Source organism: Arthrobacter sp. HY1533 (genome assembly GCF_027568515.1).
Classification (GTDB): Bacteria; Actinomycetota; Actinomycetes; order Actinomycetales; family Micrococcaceae; genus Specibacter.
In genome coordinates this window covers 115,915-133,254 of the sequence record NZ_JANKZF010000003.1, presented here as the reverse complement: position 1 = coordinate 133,254, position 17,340 = coordinate 115,915, and the positions used below count along the sequence as shown (strand labels likewise).

Annotated in this window: 9 protein-coding genes and 1 other RNA gene; 9 read left to right on the top strand and 1 reads right to left on the bottom strand. The window is 62.1% G+C overall.

Annotated elements, in window-relative coordinates; all coding sequences use genetic code 11:
* Positions 1 to 123: 123 nt before the first annotated feature.
* From PCK14_RS03875 to ssrA, 8 genes are all read left to right on the top strand, one after another.
* Positions 124 to 978, top strand: a complete 855-nt coding sequence (locus PCK14_RS03875; protein ID WP_269937151.1) for a VanW family protein — start codon at positions 124 to 126, stop codon at positions 976 to 978.
* Between the two features lie 184 nt (positions 979 to 1,162).
* Positions 1,163 to 2,068: a cell division ATP-binding protein FtsE gene (ftsE, locus tag PCK14_RS03870; RefSeq protein WP_269937150.1), complete on the top strand. Its 906-nt coding sequence runs from the start codon at positions 1,163 to 1,165 to the stop codon at positions 2,066 to 2,068.
* Positions 2,065 to 2,979: a permease-like cell division protein FtsX gene (gene ftsX / locus PCK14_RS03865; protein WP_269937149.1), complete on the top strand. Its 915-nt coding sequence runs from the start codon at positions 2,065 to 2,067 to the stop codon at positions 2,977 to 2,979. Before ftsE ends, ftsX begins: the two co-directional genes overlap by 4 nt.
* A gap of 98 nt (positions 2,980 to 3,077) precedes the next feature.
* The gene (locus PCK14_RS03860; protein WP_269937148.1) at positions 3,078 to 4,502 is read left to right on the top strand and encodes a peptidoglycan DD-metalloendopeptidase family protein; all 1,425 of its coding nucleotides are present in this window, start codon (positions 3,078 to 3,080) and stop codon (positions 4,500 to 4,502) included.
* An 81-nt stretch (positions 4,503 to 4,583) separates the two neighbouring features.
* Positions 4,584 to 5,054: an SsrA-binding protein SmpB gene (smpB, locus tag PCK14_RS03855; protein WP_269937147.1), complete on the top strand. Its 471-nt coding sequence runs from the start codon at positions 4,584 to 4,586 to the stop codon at positions 5,052 to 5,054.
* A 6-nt stretch (positions 5,055 to 5,060) separates the two neighbouring features.
* Positions 5,061 to 5,942, top strand: a complete 882-nt coding sequence (locus PCK14_RS03850) for a cytochrome c oxidase assembly protein (protein WP_269937146.1) — start codon at positions 5,061 to 5,063, stop codon at positions 5,940 to 5,942.
* A 9-nt stretch (positions 5,943 to 5,951) separates the two neighbouring features.
* The gene (locus PCK14_RS03845) at positions 5,952 to 7,211 is read left to right on the top strand and encodes a glycoside hydrolase family 3 N-terminal domain-containing protein (protein WP_269937145.1); all 1,260 of its coding nucleotides are present in this window, start codon (positions 5,952 to 5,954) and stop codon (positions 7,209 to 7,211) included.
* Between the two features lie 102 nt (positions 7,212 to 7,313).
* Positions 7,314 to 7,680, top strand: a transfer-messenger RNA (tmRNA) gene (gene ssrA, locus PCK14_RS03840).
* Between the two features lie 55 nt (positions 7,681 to 7,735).
* Here ssrA and PCK14_RS03835 read toward each other — a convergent pair.
* On the bottom strand, positions 7,736 to 9,133 hold the full coding sequence (locus tag PCK14_RS03835; RefSeq protein ID WP_269937144.1) for an L-serine ammonia-lyase: 1,398 nt from the start codon (positions 9,131 to 9,133) through the stop codon (positions 7,736 to 7,738).
* 387 nt (positions 9,134 to 9,520) lie between these two features.
* Between PCK14_RS03835 and PCK14_RS03830 the strand changes: the two genes are divergently transcribed.
* Positions 9,521 to 17,263 carry an SdrD B-like domain-containing protein gene (locus PCK14_RS03830; protein WP_269937143.1) on the top strand — a complete coding sequence of 2,581 codons (7,743 nt, stop codon included), beginning with the start codon at positions 9,521 to 9,523 and terminating at the stop codon, positions 17,261 to 17,263.
* The last annotated feature ends 77 nt before the right edge of the window (positions 17,264 to 17,340 follow it).

The following is a 17,340-nucleotide window of genomic DNA, read 5'->3' as shown; positions in this document are numbered from 1 at the left end:
CCAAGAACGGGCGGTAGCGTTACTTACATTGGGCCGAAACGGCGCCTGGATTTCGTCCGGGCCGCCGTGCGGCATTGACGGGCGCCCTGCAGGGGCGCCCAAGTTGTGGGGGACGCAAGCACTTTGGGCCGGAAGCTTTTTGGGGACATTTCCCCGTTCACGTATGCCATCGCCGTCAAGCGGCAGATCATCGCACGCCAGGTCTCCGACCTGCTCCGGCGAACCAATCTTGCAACAACCCGCAGCATGGAAGACCTGCCGGTGGCCGTGTACCGCCACAATTCGCTGATCAGGCGCAAGCTGGGCAACGTCGATGTGGCCCTGCAGGAAAACAAGGCCATCAGCCTGGGACTCGCCGCCCCGCACATTGACGGCGTCCTGATCCGGCCGGGGGAGACCTTCTCGTTTTGGAAGCTGGTGGGCCATTGCTCAGCCAGGAAGGGCTACCGCACAGGCCTGACGATCAACAACAACGGCCCCGCCTCCGGCATCGCCGGCGGCATGTGCCAGTTCACCAACCTGTTGCACTGGATGGTGCTGCACAGCCCCCTGGAAATTGTTGAGCACCACCACCACGGTGAAATTGACCTGTTCCCGGATTTCAACCGGCAGATCCCTTTCGGCACGGGCACCTCCATTGTGTACAACTACCTGGACTACCGCGTGCACAACCCCACCCAGAACACCTTCCAGTTCCGCATCTCACTCACCGAGGAACATTTGCGTGGCGAATTGCGGGCCGCCGAAGCCCTGGGCGTGAAGTACCACCTGAAGGAACAGGACGCCCATTTCCAGGCCGTGGGCCAGGACGTTTACAGGCGCAACAAGGTCTACCGCAGCGTCCGTGACAAGCGCACCGGCAACGAAATTGCCAACGAACTCATTGTTCAAAACAACGCCAAGGTCCTCTACGACCACGCCCTCATCAACGCCCCGATCCGCGACGAACATAGCGACATGGTGCCGCTGGCGGGCTGAACCCCGGCCCCCGCCGGCCCGGAAAGCCCACGGATTCACAGCAAGGCCCAAGGCCCGACACACCGCCACGGAACCGGCAATCGCCGATTTTCGCGCCTATAGTCGTTATGCTGGCGGCTTCTTCCCCCAAACCCTGCCCTGCCACCGGCGGCCGCCACCCCCGCGGCCCGGCAATGAAAAAGTCATGATTCGTTTTGAAAATGTGAGCATCGCTTACGACCGCAAGTCCAAGCCTGCGCTCGATGACGTTTCCCTGGATGTGCAACGCGGCGAGTTCGTGTTCCTGGTGGGCTCCTCCGGCTCCGGCAAGTCCACGCTCCTGCGCCTGGTGTTGCGGGAGTACAAGACCCCGCACGGCCAGATCTACGTGGCGGGCCAGAACGTGGCCACCGTGCCCAGCTGGCGTGTGCCCAAGTTCCGCCGCGGCATTGGCGTGGTGTTCCAGGACTTCCGCCTGATCCAAACCAAGACGGTCTTTGCCAATGTTGCCTATGCCATGGCCGTGCTGGGCAAGTCCCGCGCCGCCATCCGCTCCGAGGTGCCCCGCGTGCTGGAGCTCGTGGGCCTGGCGGACAAGGGCCACCGCAAGCCCACAGAACTTTCCGGCGGTGAGCAGCAGCGCGTGGCCATTGCCCGCGCCATTGTGAACCAGCCGGGCATCCTGCTGGCAGATGAGCCCACGGGAAACCTGGACCCCACCACCAGCGCCGGCATCATGGAGATCCTGGACAAGATCAACCAGAACGGCACCACTGTGGTCATGGCCACGCACGACGAGGACATCGTCAACTCCATGCGCAAGCGCGTCATTGAGCTGCGCCACGGCAAGGTCATCCGCGACGAGCCCGCCGCGCAATACACCTCCATGATCCCGATCGTGGCCCCGGCGGCAGGCCAGGGAGCCGCCGTCGAGCCTTCCGTGCAGGACGACGCCGAGCCCCAGACGCGCCGCCAGCGCATCGTGAGTGCCGCCCAGGCAAGCGGCCCCGACGAGGAGTCCATGCCGCCGCGCCTCGTGCGCCGGCGCGACAGCCTCCCCGTGGCGGCAGTCGCCGAAACAGAGACTTCTATGATTGAGGACCTCAAGTGAGACTTGCTTTCATCATGGGCGAGCTGGGCAGTGGCCTGCGCCGCAACATGACAATGGTCATTTCCGTCATCCTGGTGACCTTCGTGTCCCTGACCTTTGTTGGCGCCGCCGGCCTGCTGCAGATGCAGATCGGCCAACTCAAGGGCTTCTGGTACGACAAGGTCCAGGTCACCATCTACCTGTGCAACGACGTTCCTGCCAACACAAATTGCGTGTCCGGGCCCGTCACCGAGGACCAGAAGGCGAACATCGAGGGCATGCTGGAATCGGCCGCCGTCAAGCCGTACATCGAGACCTGGTCCTTTGAAAGCCAGGACGAGGCCCTGGCCCACTTCCGCGAGCAGTTTGCCAACTCCCCGATGGTGGACTCCGTGGAGGCCGCGAACCTGCCCTCCTCGTTCCGCATCAAGCTGACAGACCCCGAGAAGTACCAGATCATCAACGAAACGTTCTCGGCCACCCCCGGTGTGGACTCCGTGGTGGACCAGCGCAAGGTGCTGGAAAAGCTGTTCTCCTGGATGAACATCGCCACGTACGTTGCCATCGGTGTGGCAGCCCTCATGACAGTCTGTGCGGCGCTGTTGATTTCCACCACGATCCGGCTTTCCGCCCAGTCGCGAACCAGGGAGATTGAAATCATGCGCCTGGTGGGCGCCTCGCGAACCGTGATCCAGCTTCCCTTCGTGCTGGAGGGCGTCATCGCAGCCACCGTGGGTGCGCTGCTGGCCTCGGGCGCGGTGTGGTCCATTGTGCACTTCTTCATGGGTGGATACCTGGCCGCCTCCAACTCCGGGACACCCTTCATTTCCGCCTCGGACGCCTTTGTGATTTACCCTGTGCTGATCCTGCTGGGAGTGGTCCTGGCAGGGGTGGCCTCGGCCGTCTCCCTGAGGAAAAACCTGAAAGTGTAAGGTGGAGGGTGGCACTGTTACAGGTGTTACTTGTGTGACTGGCGTTGTCAGCCAGGTCCGGCATGAATTTAGCAGGCTTATTGAAGGAGCATCGCGGCATGTATTCGAAACCAAGCGGGGTAACTCGGCGTGCGAACCCGCGCCGCGTTGCCCGCGGGATTGCCGGCTCCGTCACCGTACTGCTGGCCGTGGGACTCCTGGGACTCGTGCCCGCGGCGCAGGCCGAGGACCTCAACGACAAGGCCGCCGCCCTGGCGCAGCAAGCCCAGGACGTGGAGACCTCGCTCGAGTTTGTCGACGCCGGCATTGCCAAGTCCGCCGCGGACCTGGTCATGTACCAGGGCCAGCTCCCCGGGGCCCAGGCTGCCCTGGCCGATGCGCAGAACCGCGTTGTTGCGGCCACCGCCGAGGTCAATTCGCTCGCCGCCCGCATCGACCTTGCCCAGCAAAGCAAGGACAAGATCACCTCCCAGATAGCCGCCGATGCCGAAAAGGCCACGGAAACCAAGGCCATGATCGGCCAGATTGCCGCACAGTCCTACAAGGCAGGCGGGCTTCCGGTAAACCTGACGCTCATCTTGGGCGCCGGCTCCACGAACGACCTCGCGAACTCGATCGACCTGGCCGAGCAGGCACTGCGCAGCCAGACGGCCGCCCTCGAGGCCCTTACGGCTCAGAAGGCCACCAACCAAAACGCCCAGGCCCGCCTGGTTGCCGTTGAAGTGGAGATCAAGGACCTCAAGAAGCAGGCCGAGGCAGCTTTGGCAGCGGAGCAGGTGGCCCGCGACGCGGCCGCTGCCCAAAAGGCCACGGTTGACAAGCTCATCAGCGATTCCGCCGCCCTGAACGCCAAGCTGGAGGCCGAGAAGCCGCGCATCCAGCAGCAGCTCAAGGCCGTCCAGGCCCAGCAGAGCTCCGTGGCCGCCCAGATCGCCGAGATCCAGCGCAAGGAACGTGAAGCAGCCGAAGCCGCCGCCAAGGCCGAGGCAGAGCGCATTGCCCGGGAGCAGGCAGCCGCAAACAACAACGGCGGTGGCGGCGGCGGGTTCGTGCCCCCGCCCTACGTGCCACCGGCCCAGGGCAACGTGTCCGCATTCGGCCTGCAGCACCCGTTCGCAGCCAACATCCCGATCACCTCCCCGTTTGTCCGCAACCGCCCGGTTCCCCCGGGAACCGCCGACTTCAACGGCACCGGCTACTACGACCACACGGGCATCGACTTTGGCGCCCCTTGCGGCACCCCGATCTATGCGCCGGCCAACGGCACGGTCACCCTCGCGGGGCAGACCAACGTGGTGTGGGGCGGCGGAAACGTGCTGTGGATTAGCCACGGCGTCATGCAGGGCAACGCCCTCATGACAGTTTTCTACCACAACTCCGCGGTCCTGGTCTCGGCCGGCCAGACCGTGCAACGCGGCCAGCTGGTGGCCTACTCGGGCAACACCGGAAACTCAACCGGCTGCCACGCCCACTTTGAAACCTGGCTCAACGGGGCACCCGTGGACCCGATGGGCCTGCTCTAGCCAGTCCCGGCCCCGTGTGGGCTGTTGCTAAACTGGGACCGCTGCCATCCGGCGGCCCGCAAACACAAGAGGAGTTGTACCGTGCCCAAGGAAAGTGGCCTGAAGGTGGTGGCCACCAATCGCAAGGCCCGGCATGATTACCACATCATGGACACCTATGAGGCCGGACTGGTCCTGATGGGCACCGAGGTCAAGTCCCTGCGTGAGGGACGGGCCTCGCTGGTGGATGGCTTTGCCACGTTCTACAACGACGAGTTGTGGCTCGAGGGCGTCTACATTCCGGAGTACCTCAACGGCAGCTGGACCAACCACACGGCACGCCGCCGCCGCAAGCTCCTGCTGCACCGCGAAGAGCTGGAGAAGATCGACCGCAAGACCCGCGAGTCCGGCTTCACCATTGTTCCGCTGCAGCTGTACTTCAAGGACAGCCGCGCCAAGGTGGAAATCGCCATTGCCCGAGGCAAGAAGGACTACGACAAGCGCCAGTCACTGCGCGAAAAGCAGGACAACCGCGAGGCACTGCGGGTCATGCGCGAGAAGAACCGCGGCTAGCCACTGATGCCGGCGCTGGACACTTTCCTGGGAACCTGGAGCCTGGACCTGTGGGCGCTGTGCTTTCTGCTTGCGGCCGGGGGCCTGTACGCCTGGGGCCTGCTCAGGGCTTCCCGGGCTGGCAGCCGCTGGCCGCTGTGGCGCATTGCGGCCTTCTACATGGTGGGCTTGGGCAGCTACGCGGCCATCAGCTTCGGTTTCCTGGGCACCCACTCACCTGAACTGCGCTGGGCATTTTCCATCCGGATAGCCCTGCTCCTGTTTGTGGTGCCGGCCGGTTTGGCGCTGGGCCTCCCACTCGGCTTGGCGAAAGTGGCGATTCGGCAAGGTCGGCTGCGCTCCGTCCTGGCCGCCGTGGCCCGCAGGCCTGTGCGGCTCTTCTCCAACAGCGCCGTGGCCCCCGTTCTTGGCCTTGTGGTGCTGTCCATGATGCTGACGCCGCTGGCCGGGATCACCCGCATGAGTCCATTGTGGGAGGGCCTGCTGGGGATGGCCATTCCGCTGTTGGGCCTGTTGATGGTGCTCCCCATGGTGGAGGAGAAGACCCGGGTGGGCACGGGGTTGATCATGGTGCAGTTCGTGTTTGCCTTCATCGAATTGCTCGCTGACGCCATCCCGGGCCTGCTGATGCGCCTGAGCCCCACAGTGTTCGACGGCGCAGCCGCCCTGGGCGGGGCAAGGCCGGCCTGGTTTCCCACCGCACTGGCTGACCAGCAGCTCGCGGGGGACTGGCTGTGGTTCGTCGCCGAGATCATGGACCTCCCGGTCCTGATCCTCCTCGTTGTCCGCATGGCCAAATCAGACAGGGGCGAACGGAAAATCCTGGATGAGCTCACAGACCAACAGATGGACGAGCTCAATGCCGCCCACCTGCACCAACGCGGATAGGCGGGAGCCGTGGCACTGACACAGCGGAACAAGTGGATCATCGGCGCAGCTGTGCTCGCGGCGGCCCTGGCGGCGGTCCTGGCCGTGCTCTTCACCAACAGTGCAGGCCCGCAGCCGGCCGCAGGCAGTTCGCCCAGCGCCTCCCCGTCGCCGTCACCCAGCACGACGGCGGCGCCGCCACCCAGCGCAAGCCCGCCTCCGGCGTCGTCCGCCCCGGCACAGGGCGTGGCGGAGTCCAAGCTGGCGGCCATGACCCTGGAGCAAAGGGTGGGCCAGGTGCTCATGGTGTCCTCGCCCGTGACCGGGGCCGACGCCAACTCGCTCTACGCGCTGGACACCCTCTACGTGGGCAACATCTTCATGAAGGGGCGCAGCACCGCCGGAACGGCGGGGATCGGCGCCGAGGTGGCGAACATTGCCGCGCATGTGTCCGGAGACCGAACCCAGGGGGTGCGCCCCTTTGTGGCCACGGACCAGGAAGGCGGGCTTGTGCAGATCATGCGCGGGCCCGGCTTTGCCGAGATGCCCCAGGCCATTGAGCAGGGGCAGCTGGACCCCGCCGCCCTGCAGGCCGACGCCACGGCGTGGGGGCAGCAGCTGGCGGCAGTGGGGGTCAACGTCAACCTGGCACCCGTGCTGGACACCGTCCCCAGTGCCGCCTTCGCCCCGCAGAATGCGCCCATCGGCGCCTTTGGCCGGGAGTACGGCTACACCCCGGAGGCTGTCTCCAGCCATGGCCTCGCCTTTGCCCGTGGCATGGCGGCTGCCGGCGTTGACGCCACCGTCAAGCACTTCCCCGGACTGGGCAGGGTCACCGCCAACACGGATGTGGACGCCGACGTCACCGACGCCACCACTGTCCGCAACGACCCATTCCTTTTGCCCTTCCGCGACGCAGCCGCGGCCGGTGTCCCGTGGCTCATGATCTCCAATGCGGACTACCCGAAGATCGACCCCGGCCAGCTGGCCCCGTTCTCCCGGACCATCGTCAACGACATGGTCCGCGGCGACCTGGGCTTCGAGGGGATCATCGTCAGTGATGACATCTGCGACGCCGTCCAGGTTTCCGCTGTGCCCGTTTCCGAACGCGGCGTCAAGTTCATCGCGGCCGGCGGCACCATGGCCCTGTGCACCAACCAGGCACTGCTGCCGGGCATGTATGCCGGCATGGTTGATGCGGCCAAGGCGGATCCGGCCTTCGCCAAGGCCGTGGACGCGGCGGCACTGCTGGTCCTGCAGGCCAAGGTGGCGAAAGGGCTGCTTGGCTGAGCGGGTGGTGGCCGGAATATTTTCGGCGCCACATGCGCTAGCATGGATAGTCCACGGATAGTTTCCCGCAAGGGAGCCGGACGTGGATTTGAAAAAACAATAGGGGATGATCGGTTTCGACGGTGTATGTCGAGACAGGTGAAGCGGGTCGAGGATACAGGGTTATCTCGTAAACGATCTCTGTAAAAAAATAAGTGCTGAATCAAATCGCACTGACTTCGCTCTTGCTGCCTAAGCAGTAAGACAGTCCGTCAGCCCGGGAATGCTCTCGTCCCGGATCCTGGCGTCATCTAGAGGGCCACTGCTCTAAGTTCTTGTTGCAGGAACTTGGGGGACTTTTATGCAACTGGGCCTGGCAGCTGCTTGTTTGCGAGACAGCTGGGGCCGAGAAAAACCGCTGCAAACTGCACCCGGAGAAGCCCTGACAACACAACATCGGACGGGAGTTCAATTCTCCCCATCTCCACATCCCTATTGGGCCTGTCCTCCGCTTCGGCGGGGGACAGGCCTTTTTCATGGGGTGGCTAGCACTCCACCACGTTCACGGCCAGGCCGCCCATGGCGGTTTCCTTGTACTTGGAGCTCATGTCACGGCCGGTCTCGCGCATGGTCACAATGACCTCGTCGAGGGAGACGCGATGCTGGCCATCGCCCCACAAGGCCATCTTCGCGGCGTTGATGGCCTTCGCTGCGGCGATGGCGTTGCGCTCGATGCAGGGCACCTGCACCAGTCCTCCGATGGGGTCGCAGGTCAGGCCCAGGTTGTGTTCCATGGCGATTTCCGCCGCGTTCTCCACCTGCTCGGGGGTGCCACCCATGACCTCGGCGAGTCCTGCCGCCGCCATGGACGACGCCGATCCCACCTCGCCCTGGCAGCCCACCTCGGCGCCGGAAATGGAAGCCTGTTCCTTGTAGAGAACGCCCACGGCTCCGGCGGCGAGCAGGAAGGTGACCACCACGTCGTCGATCTTCTCCTGCGTGGCACCCGCCATGCCCTCTGTGTAGTGGGTTGCGTAGAACATGACGGCCGGGATGATGCCGGCTGCGCCGTTGGTGGGGGCCGTGACAACACGCCCGCCCGAGGCGTTTTCCTCATTGACGGCCAGGGCAACCAGGTTGACCCATTCCTGCCAGAACTTCGGATCACGGTCCGGGTCTTCCTTGCGCAGCCGGGCATGCCAGTCCGGCGCCCGTCGGCGAACCTTCAGCCCGCCCGGCAGCAGGCCGCTGCGGTCCAGGCTGGAATTCTTGCAGTCTTCCATGACGTCACGGATGTGCAGCAGGCCGCTGCGGACTTCCTGCTCGGTGCGCTCCACCAGCTCATTGGCCAGCATGACTCCGCTGAAATTCTTCCCGGTGCTGCCGCAGTGCTCCAGCAGCTCCGCGGCCGTGCGGAAGGGATGGGGGAGCTTTGCCTTGGAACTTTCCAATTCCGCGGCTGCAGCATCAATTTCGCCCTCGCGGACAATGAAGCCGCCACCCACGGAGAAAAAGGTGGCCTCGTGCAGCGCGTGGCCCGCAGCGTCGGACACGGAGAACTTCATGCCGTTGGTGTGGCGGTCCAGGATGGTCAGCGGGTGCAGCACCATGTCCTCGGCGCCGTACGCCAAGGCACGGCTGCCGCCCAGCAGCAGCGGCTCCCCGGCGGCGAAGGCGGCAAGTCGGGCATCCACCTCGGCGGGGAGGATCAACTCCGGTTCCCTGCCTTCCAGGCCCAGCAGCACGGCGGTCATGGTGCCGTGGCCCCGGCCCGTGGCCGCAAGGGAGCCGTAGAGATCCACCTGCACGGCGTCAACGCGTGCCAGCAGGCCGGCTTGTTCAACTTCCCTGACAAAGGCGGCTGCGGCACGCATTGGCCCCACCGTGTGGGAACTGGAGGGACCGATTCCCACTGAAAACAAATCAAAAACACCGACGCTCATGGCTTGGTCTTTCTCGAGGCTGTGGCGCATCCGTTGTGACGTCTGCTGTAGCTACCAATATTACCGCCGGTCCCTTGTGGGAAGTGCGGGACCGCATCCATCTGGCTCCATGGCGTGAAGTGGCTCACATGCGCAGGGCGCTTGGGGGTGAACCCCGGGGTGATTTCTCGCGTTTGGGCAAAACTGTCCGTTTGGACAGTGCAAGCATGTTCGATGGACAGCTGTGACGGAATGTGCAGTGCGTCGGCGAAACGTTAGTAGGCACGTGGTGAACGGCAGGCCCCAGGCATGCCCGAAGCCCTTCAAATAGGGGAATTGATGTTGAGATTGCGCAGAGGTCTGGCCATTGTGCTTGCGCTGCTACTTGCTTTGGGGACAGGGGGATCCATGGCGATTGCCTCACCTGGTGCTCCTGGTCTGCTGGTTCAGGGGGAAAAGTCCGACGCCGGGGCGAAAGCCGGCGGCGACGGGATGGCCTTGACCAAGACACTGACGACCGCCGGACCGGTTGGGCCTGGCGACGAGGTGACGTACGAGCTCATTGTTGGCTGCACGGGGTTGACGGAACCGTGCGCCGATGCGACGCTCGTGGACGTACTGCCTGCACCGCTCGTCCTGAAAAAGGTCACCACCTTCGGTTTCAAGAAACCAGTCACACAGGATGGCGCCGAGGGCGACAACCGGGTCAAGTTGACCTTCAACGAGGTGTTTCCGGATGGTGAGGGCACGGGCCTGAACGACGGCGCCGACTACTCCGTCACGATCACGGCAAAATTGCCCGCAGCACTGTCCCCCGAGTGGGACGGCGCTGAACTGACCAACACGGCGACGCTCACCTCGAAGGCTGGCGAGGTCACCGATGAAGCTGACCCGGTAGGGGTCAAAGTAGATGCAGCTCCCGGCGCCTCCATCAGCAAGGCATGGGCCAAGGATAGCGTGCTTGAAGGGTCCGGCCAGGACAATGCGCTCACGCTTGGTGGCATCAAGAACACCTCCAAGGTGGGTGCCACCTCGCTGACCATCGTCGAACCGACAGGCGGCACCGATCCATTCGCCGCCGTCGCATTCACCGGTTTCGGCAACATTGTTTATCCTGAAGGCGCAGACCGCCTCCAGGTCAGCTACACAATTGCCGGAGAGGTGAAGAAACTCACCGCCGCACCCAATGCGCCACCCGCATTCCCGGCAGGCACAGATTTCCCGGGGATCACCGGCTTTGAATTCACGTTCAGCTCCTCAGCATCCACCGCTGAGAAGGGCGGCATTGCAGCCAACGGTGCCGCAGGTTCCATTGTCCTGCAGACCAAGCTCCGTGATGGCGCCAAGCCCGCCCCAGCAGACAAGCCAGTCAAGAACAAAGTCAGCATTTCCGCGGAGACACCCAAGGGCAACTCACAGCCGGCCTTCGCCGAAGACAGCTTTGTCATTGTGGAAACCAACTACGCGATTGCCGCCACCAAGTCATTCACACCAAAGTTTGTTGTTGCTGGTGACGAAGCCAGCATTGGTGACGGCAAGAACCGCTCCACGGTAAAGATTGGTGCCGTAAACGGCTCCAACCAGCCGTTGAAAACCATGAGCATCAAGGAACCGGCCAGCGGCACGGCGCCGTTCGGCAACGGCATTGACTTTGAGAAGTTCATCTCCGGCACCTGGCCGGCAGGCGCAACTTCGGGCCAAATTATTATTGCCGGAACGCCCTACGAACTGACCAACAACAACGGCCAGCTGAAATTCCCGGCCGGGCTGCCCGCTGGAAAAAACGTCACGTCCTTCGAAATCGGCTTCGCCGGCGAGTTTGCGCCTGGGTCAGGCTTCGCGCTGGACTTTTCCATACTGGGCACCACAGCCCGCACCGAGGCATACAGCAACACGATCCTCGCAAGCGGCGACCCGCTGGCAGGCGGCCCTGCGGTAGAGAACAATGCCACTGACAGCATCACGGTTGTTGATCCGAAGGAAACCCTCATTGGAGCGAAGGCCTTTAGTCCAGCCACCGTTGAAGGCATCAAGGGCGACACAACGACGGCCATCCTGGACACCAAGGTTGACGGCGCCCCCACCAGCACCAACGTCGACGTGCGCAAGATCGTGCAGACTGACATTTTCTTAGACGACAATCCCGAAACACATGACATGTATCCGGCATGGAAAGCTACCGGAATCACTGTGGACAACTCGCAAAAGGCCGACAACGTACTTGTTGAGTACCGCAATTCTGCAGGCGCCTGGGTTGTCCTGAAAGATGCCGCGTTGGACAAGGAACGGCTGATCCTTGAGGGCAAGGACGTTACCGGTGTTCGCGTGACTTACACCCGCGGCACAGGATCGTTCCCGCATGGCCAGAACGTTGTATCCAAGGTTGATTTTGAACTCCAGGACCTTGCCGCCGAAAAGTTTGTGTTCAGCAATACGCTTGGCATCAACAACGGCAAGGACTCCACCGGAACCGTCACCGTCGACAAGGTCATGAAGCTCGGCAGCGGCAAGTCATGGGGCAAGACGACCATTGTGCAGAAACCGTCAGACATGAACCCCACGAATGTGCTGAGGCTCAACGCAGTCAACGCCTCGACGTACCCTGTCGACTCACTGACCCTCGTGGATCCGAAGGCAGGCGGCGTAAACCCGTTCAACTACGTCAACATCACCGGATTCACAGCCACACTTCGCGCAGGTGTCAATCCCGCCACGGCCAACCTTGAAGTGACTTTCGATGGCGGTGCAACCGCTTCGTTCACAGGCGGAGCGGCCTTGAAGCCTGTTCTCACGGACGGAAAGAGCTGGGCTGACGTTGTCGGCTTTAGATTCTCGCTCCTGCCCAGCGGCCAGCACAAAGTTATTCGCGGAGCCGGGTTCGATCTCACGGTGCCCACATCATTGCGTGACAGGCTGCGCACAGACGATTCCAAGCTCATTGACGTTGCGTTGTCTGAACTCGATCCGAAGTACTCGATCCCGAACACCGCCACCTCCACCATCAAGCGTGCAGGCGACCCGGACGTATCAGAGGACAAATCAGCACCGGTGAAGGTCATCACCAAGAACTCGGTTGTCATCAAGCCGGTTCTGACAAAGTCCTTCGACCCGGCCGGTGCGCTCACCTTCTTCCCGGAGAACGGGACGCCCAAGCCGGTCACGGTGTCCCTGAACCTGAACACAGGCACCGACGCCGCTGACAAGATTGTCATCGAGGACGTGGATGAAACCTTCTGGAACGCCTTCGACTTTGCCGGTTGGAACCCCGTTCCGGCCAGCAACGGCAAGGTCACCATTGAGTACTTCAGTGGCGCTGTCTTCACTACCGACAACGGAAACGTCAAGGTCCAGGGTGGTACCTGGGCTACCAAGGCACCTGCAAATGCAGATGTACAGGGTCTTCGCGTCACCATGCAGGGCAACGACTACGAACCGTTGAACAAGACCGTCAACGTGGTCAAGTTCAATGTCCTGCCGCGCTACACTTTGCGCACAGGTGAGCTGAACAGCATAGATGGGCAAACCTCCAACCCTGGCGAGGCAGACAACGCCACCAAGTCCACGGTGGAGAACGACGCCACAGCGACAGTCGAACGCCTGGGCAAGGGCTACGGTGACCTAAAAGATGAGGCTGAGTACCAGTTCATCCCAGGCAAGAGCAAGGCCGGTGTCACGAAGGACTCGAACGCCAACCCCAATGGAATTTCTGCCGGTGAGGCCGTCAACTACACCATCCAGGTGAGCAACAGCGGCACCGAGGCAATTCTGAACCCCACAATCACCGACAAACTGCCGAAGGATGCCCAAGGGCTCCTGCTGCAGCTTGACGACGACTGGGTGTCGCAACTGAGCTACGACTTCAAACCGAAATTCCTTCAGGCGCCCCCGGGCACCTCGATGACCAAAGATGCCGATCTGGTCAAAGCCGAATTGCGCAACGGCAACGAGATAACGTTCAGCTTCCCCGCCGGAACCAAGCTGTACCCGGGTGAGTCTTACACCATCGTCATTCCTGTGACAGTGCGTGCGGGATTGAGGGCAGGCACAGACCTCACCAACCAGGTCGAATTCGGTGGCGAGAAGACTGACACCGCTGGCGGCGAAGCCAAGGTCAATCTCATCGAAGGCCAGGCATACGCATCCCGCAAGCTGGTGCGGGAAGTTCCCGTTGAAGGCCAGACTGCACCCACTGGTGTGCACAACGTCAAGACGGGCGTAGAAAACGACAAGTCGTGCTACGACTTCGGCGGCGGCTTCTACCGTTACCCTTGCGTCGTGGAGACCAAACCCGGCGGCACCGCCGAATGGAAACTCAGCGTGGCCAACACGGGCAATGTTGATGCGCAGCACCTGGAAATCCTGGATATCTTCCCGTTCCCGGGCGATACCGGTGTCACCTCGACGCAGAACGGCAAGTCCCGTGAATCGCAGTGGACACCAATCCTTCTGGATGTGAAGCTGCCTGTGGTTCCGGCCGAAACAAAGATGGTCCTTTCGTACCTGACCGGGGACCCTGCCACATGCAAGCCCAACGGCAAGAACAAACAGGATCCGTGGGCTGGTTGCGACACCAACTGGGTCATTGACCGCCCCGCCAACCCGAAAGAAATCCGTGGCATCAAGCTGGTCATGGACTTCCCCCAAGGTCTCGAACCGAATGGCGAGGTGTCACTAACCTTCACCACGCAGTCGGCCACTGAGATGCCTGAAGGTGTTCAAGCGCTGGCGCCGGCATGGAACTCCTTTGGCTACCACGCCAGGGCCATCGTCAACGGCAAGGCCGACTACCGCAGCCAGGAACCCATCAAGACAGGCATCACCTTCCGCCCTGTCCCGGCGGAAAAAGTCTCAGTGGGCGACCATGTCTGGATCGACGAGGACAAGGACGGCCGCCAGGATGAGGATGAGCCCGGCATCAAGGATGTGGTCCTGACCATTGCTGGTCCGGACGGCAAGCCGGTCACCGATGTGTTCGGCAACCCCGTGCTGCCAACCATGACGGACGGCGACGGCCAGTACACCTTCGACAACCTGCCGGTGTTGAAGGACGGCGAGTCCTACACCGTCAGCATCGACAGGGAAGCATCGGCCAAGCCGCTGGCGCCCTACCACCCGACCAAGCCCGGCCAAGGCGACAGGGAGGGAGACTCGTCTTCCTGGACTGCCACCTCTGAGGGCCTGGGCAAGGATGGCGACCGGGACCCCAGCCTGGACTTTGGCTTCGTGCTGACCCCCGGTAAGGTTTCCGTGGGTGATTACGTGTGGGTTGATACCAACCGTGATGGTGTTCAGGGTGATCCGGCCAAGGAGCCTGGCATCAAGGATGTCGTTCTGACCATTGCCGGTCCGGATGGCAAGCCCGTGACGGATGTGTTCGGCAACGTTGTTGAGCCGGTCAAGACTGACAAGGACGGGAAGTACTCCTTTGAGAACCTGCCGGTGTTGAAGGACGGCGAGTCCTACACCGTCAGCATCGACAAGGAGAAGTCGAAGGATCCGTTGGCGCCGTACATTCCGACAGTTGACACGGGTGCCGATCGTGGCACGAACTCCTCAACCTGGACAGCAACCTCTGAAGGCCTGACCCAGGATGGTCAGCGGGATCCGAGCCTGGACTTCGGTTTTGTTCTGCCGAAGGTCTCCGTGGGCGATTACGTGTGGGTTGATACCAACCGTGATGGCGTGCAGGGAGATCCGGCCAAGGAGCCTGGCATCAAGGATGTTGTTCTGACCATTGCTGGTCCGGATGGCAAGCCCGTGACGGATGTGTTCGGCAATGTTGTTGAGCCGGTCAAGACGGATGAGAAGGGCAAGTACACCTTTGAGAACCTGCCGGTGTTGAAGGACGGCGAGTCCTACACCGTCAGCATCGACAAGGAGAAGTCGAAGGATCCGTTGGCGCCGTACATCCCGACAGTTGACACGGGTGCCGATCGTGGCACGAACTCCTCGACGTGGACGGCCACTTCTGAAGGCCTGACTCAGGATGGTCAGCGGGATCCGAGCCTGGACTTCGGTTTTGTTCTGCCGAAGGTCTCCGTGGGTGATTACGTGTGGGTTGATACCAACCGTGATGGCGTGCAGGGAGATCCTGCCAAGGAGCCTGGCATCAAGGATGTTGTTCTGACCATTGCTGGTCCGGATGGCAAGCCCGTGACGGATGTGTTCGGCAATGTTGTTGAGCCGGTCAAGACGGATGAGAAGGGCAAGTACACCTTTGAGAACCTGCCGGTGTTGAAGGACGGCGAGTCCTACACCGTCAGCATCGACAAGGAGAAGTCGAAGGATCCGTTGGCACCGTACATTCCGACAGTAGACACGGGTGCCGACCGGGGGACGAACTCCTCAACCTGGACGGCCACATCCGAAGGCCTGACTCAGGATGGTCAGCGGGATCCGAGCCTGGACTTCGGTTTTGTTCTGCCGAAGGTCTCTGCGGGCGACTATGTGTGGGTTGACACCAACCGTGATGGCGTGCAGGACGAGGGTGAGAAGGGCATCAAGGATGTGGTTCTGGTCATCACGGCTCCGGACGGCAAGCCCGTGACGGATGTGTTCGGCAATGTTGTTGAGCCGATCAAGACTGATGAGAACGGCAAGTACTCCTTTGGGAACCTGCCGGTGTTGAAGGACGGCGAGTCCTACACCGTCAGCATCGACAAGGAGGCCTCGAAGGATCCGTTGGCGCCGTACATTCCGACCGTGCAGGGTTCGGGCAATCTGGGCACCGATTCATCTGACTGGACCACTACTTCGACGGGCCTGACTCAGGATGGCCAGCATGATCCGAGTCTGGACTTCGGTTTTGTTCTGCCGAAGGTCTCCGTGGGTGACTACGTGTGGGTTGATACCAACCGAGACGGTCTGCAGTCCGAGGGTGAGAAGGGCATCAAGGATGTTGTTCTGACCATTGCTGGTCCGGATGGCAAGCCCGTTGTTGATGTGTTCGGCAACGTTGTTGAGCCGGTCACGACAGATGAAAACGGCCAGTACACCTTCGAGAACCTGCCGGTGTTGAAGGACGGCGAGTCCTACACCGTCAGCATCGACAAGGAGAAGTCGAAGGATCCGTTGGCGCCGTATATCCCCACGGTTGAGACCGAGGGGAACCGTGGAGGCGATTCCTCGACCTGGTCGGCCACCTCTGAAGGCCTGACTCAGGATGGTCAGCGGGATCCAAGCCTGGACTTCGGTTTTGTTCTGCCGAAGGTCTCCGTGGGTGATTACGTGTGGGTTGATACTGACCGTGATGGTGTTCAGGGAGATCCTGCCAAGGAGCCTGGCATCAAGGATGTTGTTCTGACCATTGCTGGTCCGGATGGCAAGCCCGTTGTTGATGTGTTTGGCAATGTTGTTGAGCCGGTCAAGACTGACAAGGACGGGAAGTACTCCTTCGAGAACCTGCCGGTGTTGAAGGACGGCGAGTCCTACACCGTCAGCATCGACAAAGAGGCCTCGAAGGATCCGTTGGCGCCGTACATTCCTACCGTTGACACGGGTGTCGATCGTGGCACGAACTCCTCTACCTGGACAGCAACCTCTGAAGGTTTGGGCAAGGACAGGGACCGTGACGCGAGCCTGGACTTCGGTTTTGTTCTGCCCAAGGTCTCCGTGGGTGACTATGTATGGGTCGACAGCAATAGCAACGGACGGCAGGATGCCGGCGAGCCTGGCATCAAGGATGTTGTTCTGACCATTGCTGGTCCGGATGGCAAGCCCGTTGTTGATGTGTTTGGCAACGTTGTTGAGCCGGTCAAGACTGACAAGGACGGGAAGTACTCCTTCGAGAACTTGCCGGTGTTGAAGGACGGCGAGTCCTACACCGTCACGATCGACCGCAAGGCCTCCGCCAACGCACTCGCTCCGTACCAGCCCACCACGGCCGGCCAGGGTGATCGGACCGGGGATTCCTCAACCTGGACTGCCACCTCTGAGGGCCTGAGCAAGGATGGCGAGCGGGATCCGAGCCTGGACTTCGGTTTTGTGCTTCTTCCTGTACCGGCCACTACGGCTCCGGCCGCCGGGAACCTCTCCAATACCGGCTTCGACGGCCCAGTGCTCATGGCAATGGGCCTGCTGCTGACGATGCTGGGAGGTGGCGCGGTGGCACTCACTGCCCGGCGCCGTCGTCAATCCCCGGCACGGCACTAATGTGAGAGTCCGCTAGGCAGCTGCGGCCCTGCACCCGAAAGGGGGCAGGGCCGCAGCTGTTTTTATGTGGGCAGGCA